This window comes from Chloroflexus sp., assembly GCF_056331925.1.
On record NZ_JBWGQH010000051.1, the window covers coordinates 1 to 5,420 of the forward strand.

5 protein-coding genes are annotated in these 5,420 nt (G+C 55.3%); 4 read left to right on the forward strand and 1 reads right to left on the reverse strand.

What is annotated here, in order from left to right; all coding sequences use genetic code 11:
* The first annotated feature begins 532 nt into the window (after positions 1–532).
* The 4 genes from AC01ZF_RS17425 (at position 533) to AC01ZF_RS17440 (ending at position 4,372) form a co-directional block, all read left to right on the forward strand.
* Positions 533–1,321, forward strand: coding sequence for a hypothetical protein (locus AC01ZF_RS17425; protein ID WP_424677554.1), 789 nt, complete (start codon positions 533–535; stop codon positions 1,319–1,321).
* Positions 1,322–1,482: 161 nt separating this feature from the next.
* Positions 1,483–2,154, forward strand: a complete 672-nt coding sequence (locus tag AC01ZF_RS17430) for a M50 family metallopeptidase (protein WP_424677555.1) — start codon at positions 1,483–1,485, stop codon at positions 2,152–2,154.
* Positions 2,155–2,165: 11 nt separating this feature from the next.
* Positions 2,166–2,918, forward strand: a complete 753-nt coding sequence (gene tpiA / locus AC01ZF_RS17435) for a triose-phosphate isomerase (RefSeq protein ID WP_424677556.1) — start codon at positions 2,166–2,168, stop codon at positions 2,916–2,918.
* 128 nt (positions 2,919–3,046) lie between these two features.
* On the forward strand, positions 3,047–4,372 hold the full coding sequence (locus AC01ZF_RS17440; RefSeq protein ID WP_424677557.1) for a hemolysin family protein: 1,326 nt from the start codon (positions 3,047–3,049) through the stop codon (positions 4,370–4,372).
* A 115-nt stretch (positions 4,373–4,487) separates the two neighbouring features.
* Here the strand turns inward: AC01ZF_RS17440 and AC01ZF_RS17445 are convergent.
* Positions 4,488–5,420, reverse strand: a 933-nt coding sequence (locus AC01ZF_RS17445) for a TolB family protein (RefSeq protein WP_428132884.1), incomplete at its 5' end; no start/stop codon positions are given.

Here is a 5,420-nt window from a genome sequence, read left to right on the forward strand (position 1 = left end):
CGTTAGGATTTCTCGGGCACTGGCGTGCCCTCGAAATGACAAAGGGGGACGCCCCTGCGCCACGTTAAGATTGCTCGGGCACTGGTGTGCTCTCGCAATGACAGTGGGGGCAGTACCATTTGTCATTTCGAGCGTAATGTCATTTCGAGCGTAGCGAGCAATCTTCCTCACTCCTTCCCCACGTTAGGATTGCTCGGGCACTGGCGCGCGCTCGCAATGACAGTGGGGGCAGTACCATTTCACCGCTTCAGCTGGCTGATACCGGTATTAAATGCCAACAAATTACTATGCGGCTCGTGCCCGTCAGCCCCATAACTGTGCAAATCATCACAAATCAAAGCAGTTGCAGATCGTGTATTATAAGGTTTGCAGAACGGGCACTGCCCACTTGAGAAAACGTGCCTACTGTGCTATATTATGCACAAGATTTGACATTTAAAGAAAAGATAGTACCGCTTTATCGGTCGTTATCCACCCGGAGACAACCGATGGGGGTACTCTAGAAGTGTTACAACGAGTGGAACCGCCGTTGATGATTGTGGGTCACCTGGCCCCTGATCTCGACTGCCTCACCGCGATCTGGCTATTAATGCGGTTTGGCCCGGCGAAAGATGCCGATCTACGATTCGTACCTGCCGGGCGAACATGGCAGGATCAACCGGTCGATGCCAACCCACGGATTATTCATGTTGACACCGGTGGTGGACGGTTCGACCACCATCAGACCAACGACCCGACGCTCAGCGCAGCCGAGCTGGTGCGACGGGTGGTTGCGCCTAACGATGAAGCGTTACGCCGTCTGGTTGATCAAGTAACGCGGATCGATCATGCCAATTATCGGCCGGGTCATGTCTTTTTCAATATCAATGACCTCATTGCCGGTTACAACGCACTTTATCCCAACCACCCCCACCATGTAGCGCAAGCGATGCTGGCGAATCTCGATGCCTGGTACGAACACGAGGTACGCCAGTTACGTTTTGAGCAAGCGTTTCAAAACCGACTAGAGTTTGAGACGCCGTGGGGGTTGGGAATTGCCGTACAGAGCGTGGATGGTGGTTCATCACGCTTAGCCTACAGCTACGGCGCGGTGGTGTTTGCATACCGTGATCGACGGGGTTACATGGGAGTGACAGCACAACGTCGCTCGAATGTCGATCTGCAACCGGTGTACGAGACGTTACGTCAGCGCGACAGTCAGGCGGATTGGTATCTACATCCAAGTCACCGGCTCTTGCTATGTGGGACGCCGAAAGCACCGCCACGCCGCTTATCGCAACTGTCGCTCGAAGAATTGGTCGAGATTATTCGTCGTAAATAGCGGTTTAGGCCGATAGGTTGGTGTAACACCGGAGAGGGGTGAGATGGTATCTCACCCCTCTCTGTGGTTAGGTGAGCGCAATGGTACCAGCAGGATGGTCTGCGATGGCAATATGCTATAATGAGATTACAAATATTTGTCAACCTACTGTGGAATGCGCCGTGCGAAATCTAACCTCATTCGATACCATCTTCGATCAATCCCGCAATGACAATATCGAGCTGCTCAAGGCATGGGCCGGCACGACGCTGGCATTTGCCATTATGCAAACTGGTGCCTCGAACCTCATCAGTAGCACGTTTATCGTGAATCTGGTCGTGGCGGCGATTGTGGCCGGGGTCGGGTTCGTTCTCCACGAACTTGCTCATCGCATTGTCGCGCGTGGGTATGGAGCAGAGGCACACTTTATTGCCAACGATCGCTGGCTACTTCTCTCGATTTTGATCAGCTTGTTGGGTATTTTCATTGCCGCGCCGGGAGCAGTCTGGCATCGTGGTCTGTTAACCGTGCGGCAGAGTGGGCTGATCGCCCTAGCTGGCCCGGTTACTAATCTTGTGTTGTCTTTCCTGTTTCTTTTGTTGTTTGTACCGATCATTATGTTGCGTCCACCATTCTTCGATCTGTGGATAACAGTTTGTTATATTGGATTTCGCTTTAACGCTTGGATTGGCCTGTTCAATATGATCCCGGCCGGCCCGTTTGACGGTGCGAAGGTGTTGGCATGGGATTGGCGAGTCTTTGCCGTCACCGTGGCTGTTGGCGTTGGCTTGACCTTCTTGCTGAGTGATAGCATGATCTTTAGCATCTTGCGGGCGCTAGCCCAGATGTTGTAAATGAGGATGCAATGCGAACTCCGTTAATCGCCGGTAACTGGAAGATGTACAAGACGATTGGTGAAGCGACGGCGCTCGTGCGTGATCTCCTTGCCGAACTTGGCCCGCTTACCGATCGTGAAGCAATTGTCTGCCCGCCGTTTACGGCGTTGGCGGCGGTAGCGCCGTTGGTAGCCGGTAGTGCGTTGGGGTTGGGGGCACAGAATCTCTACCCTGAGGCACAAGGGGCATTTACCGGTGAGGTTTCACCAGTGATGTTGACCGATGTTGGTTGCCGTTATGTGATCGTCGGTCATAGTGAGCGTCGGCACTATTTTAGCGAGAGTGATGCGCTGGTGAATCGCAAACTGCGGGCCGCCTTAGCCCACGGCCTACGCCCGATTGTCTGCGTCGGCGAGAGCAAGCCGCAGCGTGATGCCGGACAGGCCGAGCCAATTGTGACGGCACAAGTGCGGGCAGCGTTGGTCGAGGTACCGCCGGATCGGATGCCGGATGTTGTGATCGCGTATGAACCGATTTGGGCTATCGGTACCGGTGATACGGCAACACCGGCTGATGCCCAAGCGATGCATGCGGCGATCCGAGCTACACTAGCCGAACTCTACGGCTCTGAGATTGCCACCGCAGTGCGTATTCAGTATGGTGGCAGTGTCAAACCAGACAATATCGATGAACTTATGGCACAACCCGACATCGATGGCGCCCTTGTGGGTGGTGCTTCGTTGCAGGCGGCCAGTTTTCTCCGCATTATTCAGTACCGGTAAATGGAATCTGAACGTAGTTTCAGACAAATCGGTACGAGGCGACGGTTGATCCAACCGTCGCCATTTGTGCTTCAAGTTCAAATCGGTACATACCGGTTCCGAGTGCAGATGATCGTATTCGCTTGGCTATGCAAGAATTATTAATCATTGTCGCGCTGGCATTGGCGAATGGAATGTTTGCCGCCACCGAGCTAGCAGTTGTTTCTGCCCGCCGAGGCCGGCTCGAACAGCGCGCTGAAGAGGGAAGTCGCGGGGCAGCGGTTGCTATCCAATTGCAAGAAGATCCCGATCGTTTTCTGGCCGCAGTGCAGATCGGTATTACACTGATCGGAACACTGAACGGTGTCTTTGCCGGCGCAACCCTGACCGGTCAACTCGCACCATGGTTTGCCCGCAATGAGTGGCTACGACCGTATGCCGACCAGTTGGCCCAATTTTTGGTCGTGCTGCTGGTTACGTACCTGTCGCTGGTGTTGGGGGAGTTGGTACCGAAGCGTATTGCCTTGCAAAGTGCCGAGACCATTGCGACGCTGATGGCTCGACCAATGTTAGGGCTAGCGCGGATCAGTACACCGATCATTGTGTTACTTAGTGCTTCCACTCGTTTGATCCTTACCCTAATCGGGCGCGCGAATGTCGAGGAGGAGCGGGTCACCGAAGAAGATATTCGAGCACTCGTTCGGGAAGGTGCCGAGACCGGTGAGGTCGAACCGCAAGAGCAGCAATTCATCGACCGTGTCTTTAGGTTCAGCGACCGGGCAGTGCGCCACATCATGACCCCGCGCCACGAAGTTGAGATGGTAGAAGCCAACCACACGCTCGGGGAAGTGATCGATGAGTTATTGGCGAGTGGCTACTCGCGCTTTCCGGTGTATGAAGAGACACCAGATCAGATTGTCGGGATTGCCCATGTGCGTGATTTGCTCTTACTCTACCGAAAAAAGGGTGAGCAAGCGTTAGTACGGGAAGCCGTCTCGCCACCGCTCTACGTACCGGAAAATAGTCGGGCATCGGCGCTGCTGACCACATTTCGTCGCAGCCGTCGCCATATGGCGTTGGTGGTGGGTGAGTTAGGTGGGATCGAGGGCGTTGTGACGCTAGAAGATGTATTGGAAGAGATTGTGGGCGAGATTGATGACGAATACGACGATGCTACTCCACCACCAATCGTGCGTCGCGAAGATGGTTCATACCTCGTTGAGGGTTCATTACCGGTTGATGAGGTACGCGCATTGCTTGAAGTCGATGAGCTACCCGACGAAGACACGTTTCGTTACGAGACGTTGGCCGGGCTGGTGATTAGTCTGATCGGTCATATTCCAACCGCCGGTGATGTCGTGCGGTGGAGCGGATGGCGGTTTGAAGTGGTCGATATGGACGGGTTGCGTGTAGATAAGGTGTTGATCGCGCGCGATTCAACCACGAATCATACATCAACGTCCCCATCGCGGTAGGGTACATCGTGATGCGGCCCGGTGGTTGTATAGGGCCGCACGGTCGCACGGGGGGCCGCACGGAGGGCCGCACGGTCGCACGGGGGGCCGCACGGGGGCGCACGGCCGTGCGGCCCTACTGGGCCCACAACGGCCAGCGGTCTTGGGCGGTGTTTTGGGTGACTTGTTGGGTTATCGTACCATCGCTGACGTTCAGGATATAGATCTCGAAGTCACTGTCGCGGTCGCTGGCGAAGGCCAATTGGCGGCCATCGGGCGACCACGTCGGTGCATCGTCGGTGGCGGGATTGTTGGTCAGGCGACGCACATTGCTACCGTCGCTGTTCATCACATAAATCTCCCAATTCCCGTCGCGGTCGCTGGCGAAGGCAATTTGTTTGCCGTCGGGTGAGACGCGGGCGAAGCGATCATTGACAGCGTTGTTCGTCAGGTTGCGGATGTTGGTTAGTTCGGCGAAGAGTTGGGCTACCACCTGCCGCCGCACGATTGGCTGATAGCGCAACTCGGCCCGGTAAATCTCGAAATTGCCGTCACAGTCGCTCACCCAATAGACCACGCGCCCGTCTGGCGACCATGCCGGCGTTTCGTAGCGGCAGGCTGGCAGATCACGGGTTAGACGCATTGCGATAGGTAGACTGCCGGGAGCTGGGCCTGACCACAAGTTAAGGTCTGGACGTCCGGTGCGCTCTGAAACAACGAGAAGCTGGGTACCGTCAGGCGATACCATTGGATTGAATTCATTGACGGGTTTCGTGAGAAATTCCGGTAGTTTGTCTGGCGGCTGTTCGAGCTGATCACGAACGTCGATAGTGCTTATGCGAGTGGCTGACGCACCCGGCGCTGTCTCACTGATGCTAGCAGCGATGCTGTTGAGGGCATACACTTGGCGGTAGCCTGGTTGATCGCGCCGCGAATCGACTGCCAACATCTGTTGGGCCGGATCCCAACTGCGCAGCCACGAAAATGCGACAGTTTCGTTATTGTTGAAGGTTATACGCTGACCACCACCGTTAAAATTGGCACGGTAGAGTTCCCAGTAGCTACCGGT

Coding starts and splice junctions, on each gene's coding strand:
- tpiA (WP_424677556.1), top strand. CDS start 2,166: ATGCGAACTCCGTTAATCGCCGGTAACTGGAAGATGTACAAGACGATT.
- AC01ZF_RS17440 (WP_424677557.1), top strand. CDS start 3,047: ATGCAAGAATTATTAATCATTGTCGCGCTGGCATTGGCGAATGGAATG.
- AC01ZF_RS17425 (WP_424677554.1), top strand. CDS start 533: ATGATTGTGGGTCACCTGGCCCCTGATCTCGACTGCCTCACCGCGATC.